This window comes from Anoxybacillus sp. TBDG-1, from assembly GCF_054815885.1.
Genome location: NZ_JBTZSY010000089.1, coordinates 1 through 3,115, shown reverse-complemented (window position 1 = coordinate 3,115; position 3,115 = coordinate 1). Strand labels below are relative to the sequence as shown.

At 39.3% G+C, this 3,115-nt stretch carries 4 protein-coding genes; all 4 read right to left on the bottom strand.

Annotated features, from left to right (window positions below; translation table 11 throughout):
* Positions 1-127: 127 nt before the first annotated feature.
* The 4 genes from ACYQY7_RS13800 to dnaX are packed head-to-tail and all read right to left on the bottom strand — an operon-like array spanning position 128 to position 2,974.
* Positions 128-349: a YaaL family protein gene (locus ACYQY7_RS13800; RefSeq protein WP_019417550.1), complete on the bottom strand. Its 222-nt coding sequence runs from the start codon at positions 347-349 to the stop codon at positions 128-130.
* A complete protein-coding gene (recR, locus tag ACYQY7_RS13795; protein WP_004888493.1) occupies positions 349-945 on the bottom strand; it encodes a recombination mediator RecR in 597 nt (198 codons plus the stop codon). The genes ACYQY7_RS13800 and recR overlap by 1 nt, the downstream gene beginning before the upstream one ends.
* Positions 946-954: 9 nt before the next feature.
* Positions 955-1,278, bottom strand: a complete 324-nt coding sequence (locus tag ACYQY7_RS13790; RefSeq protein WP_461202915.1) for a YbaB/EbfC family nucleoid-associated protein — start codon at positions 1,276-1,278, stop codon at positions 955-957.
* Between the two features lie 16 nt (positions 1,279-1,294).
* On the bottom strand, positions 1,295-2,974 hold the full coding sequence (dnaX, locus tag ACYQY7_RS13785; RefSeq protein ID WP_461202913.1) for a DNA polymerase III subunit gamma/tau: 1,680 nt from the start codon (positions 2,972-2,974) through the stop codon (positions 1,295-1,297).
* Positions 2,975-3,115: the final 141 nt, after the last annotated feature.

Here is a 3,115-nt window from a genome sequence, read left to right as displayed (position 1 = left end):
AATCGAATTTCCAATTTCGATGATGTTTCACCTTGACATATTACCGCAGGACTTTAATCTTTTTTATTTTTAAATATATGTTCACCTTTTTTCGGTATGACAAGCCTATATAAAAAGGGAAGGTGTATTATCCCTTCCCAATCGAAACTTTTCTTTTCTTCGCTTCTCGAAGGAGAAATAAGTATTTTGCCTCAGCAATCTTCAAATCAAATATAACTTTTTCAGACGGCTCAACACTTTTTTCTATTAATTGCTTTTTTCCCATCCACTCATCCCGATAATGCTGCAGCCGTTCAATGAGTTGGTCGTTAAATTGTTTGCGTAGCCACCCTTTTCGTTTCCAAAACACTACAATTCCCTTCTTCCTTCAAGAGCTTTCGATAACGTCACTTCATCCGCGTATTCTAAATCACCACCAACTGGTAATCCATGGGCAATGCGCGTAATTTTAACACCTGTTGGCTTTAGTAGTCGGGAGATATACATAGCCGTTGCCTCTCCTTCAATATTCGGATTCGTTGCTAAAATGACTTCTTGAACCGTTTCGTCTTGAAGGCGTCTAAGCAACTCAGCAATTTTAATATCCTCTGGACCGATCCCTTCCATCGGAGAGATTGCCCCATGTAATACATGATATAGACCGTTATATTCTTTCATTTTTTCCATAGCGATAACGTCTTTCGGATCTTGAACAACGCAAATAATCGAACGATCTCGTTTGTCATCTTCACAAATATAACAAGGATCTTTATCGGTAATATGACCGCATGATGAACAATATGTTAAATTTCTTTTCGCATTTACGAGCGCTTTTGCAAAGTCTAACACCACATCTTCCTTCATGTTTAATACAAAAAACGCCAGACGGACGGCCGTTTTCGGCCCGATGCCTGGCAATTTCATAAAACTGTCGATTAACTTCGATATCGGTTCTGGATAATACATACGAACCCCCTAGAATAACCCTGGTATGTTCAATCCCTTTGTAAACTGTCCCATTGTTTCTGCTGTTAATTCATCTACCTTTTTTAACGCATCATTTGTCGCAGCAAGCACTAAATCTTGCAACATGTCGATATCTTCTGGATCGACAACTTCCTCTTTAATTCTGACTTCTAAAATTTGCTTATGACCGTTAGCAATAACAGTCACCATTCCGCCTCCTGCTGTACCTTCAACTGTTTTTTCCGCTAATTCTGCTTGCGCTTTCTCCATATCTTTTTGCATTTTTTGCATTTGTTTCATCATTTTTTGCATATTTCCCATTCCACGCATCATGTTCATCATTCCTCCATTACTCTTTAATTTCGACTAAATTGTCACCAAACCATTTTTTCGCCTCGGAAATAAACGGGTCTTCCTGTTCGTGTTGTTCATCCTCATTTGTTTGTTGACGAATGAATTGCTCGCGGATTCGAAACCATTCATTTTCAGGAACAGGAATCGTGTCAAGCTTCTTTCCTGTCAACTCAAGTAATACTTGCTCTAAGTTGTCTTTAACATAGTTACTATTATCAGCAACCATCTTACAATGAATTTCATATTTAAATTTTAACACAAAAGCTGTGCTACTTGCTGCTACAGGCTCACTTTCTTGCAATAATGCCGCATGGGACACTTTATTTTGCTTTTTCAACAGGTCGAGCACATGTCCCCAATTCCCTTTAACAAGGGACAAATGTTGATGCGTAGCTTGGCGAAGTACTTCATGAATGCGCCCTATCGGTATTTTATAGTCTGTACGAATACTTTTTCCTGTTTTTTTCACCGATTCACTTGTTTCTGGAGCAGAGGGCTTCACACCGATTTCTTTTAGTTTCGCTAATTCTTCTTCAAGTTGTTTCACTTTCTCCTCCAACGCTGGGGAAATCGAAGTTTTGATTACTCGTTCCTCTTCATAACAAAGCTTCACAATCGCAACTTCCATGTGCACGCGTGGATGGTTCGTTAAGCGCATATCTTGTTGACTTTTACTCAACAAATCGATCGCTTCATATATAAGCGATGTTGGAATCATGTCTGAAAGCTCTCGAAAGCGCTCATCAACAAGCACGCGATGTGTCACATCCTCAAGCTGCGGGGCTGCTTTATATAAAAGCATATCTCTATAATAGTAAATTAAATCTTCGACAAGACGATTCGGATCTTTTCCTTGCTCCATTAAATTTTGAAAAAGACGTAACGCTTCAACTGTCTTCTTTTCATACATCGCGCCAATTAAATCAGCAATCTTTCGCTGCGAAACCGCACCTGTAACTGCTAACACATCTTCAAGCAACACCCGATCATCACTAAAAGAAATGGCTTGATCAAGCAAACTTAAAGCGTCACGCATTCCACCATCAGCAGCACGCGCAATCGCAAACAATGCTTCTTCCTCTACATTTATACCTTCCTTAGCGACAACCGTTTTTAAACGTGAAACGATGGACTTCAGCTCAATGCGCCGAAAATCAAAACGTTGGCATCGGGAAACGATCGTTAAAGGAATTTTATGTGGCTCTGTTGTCGCTAAAATGAAAATGACATGTTTCGGTGGTTCTTCTAATGTCTTTAATAACGCATTAAACGCCCCAATGGATAACATGTGCACTTCATCAATAATATACACTTTATACGGTGCTGAGGTTGGGGCAAATTTCACCTTATCGCGAATATCACGAATTTCATCTACTCCGTTGTTTGATGCTGCGTCAATCTCTAACACATCCGAAATTGAACCGTTCATAATGCCTAAACAAGTCGGACATTCGTTGCATGGCTCTGCTGTTGGACGGTGTTCGCAATTTACCGCTTTAGCAAAAATTTTAGCTATACTTGTTTTTCCTGTCCCACGTGGACCTGAAAATAAATATGCATGTGAAATCTTTTGTTGAAGCAGGGCATTTTGCAACGTTTTTGTCACGTGTTCTTGACCGACAACATCTTTAAAGCTTTGCGGTCGAAAAACACGATATAAAGCTTTATAACTCACGAAACTGCCCTCCTCTTTGCTCATATCTCATTTATTATATCATTAAAAAACGCATGAAAAAAGCACTTGCCTTTTAAGGCAAGTGCTTTCAGACTGTTGAAAAACGATTTTGTCAAGGACAAAATCGTTTTTCTTTTGTTA

Excerpts from the sequence above, each read along its gene's own strand:
- recR (WP_004888493.1), bottom strand. The coding sequence starts at position 945 with ATGTATTATCCAGAACCGATATCGAAGTTAATCGACAGTTTTATGAAA.
- ACYQY7_RS13790 (WP_461202915.1), bottom strand. The coding sequence starts at position 1,278 with ATGATGCGTGGAATGGGAAATATGCAAAAAATGATGAAACAAATGCAA.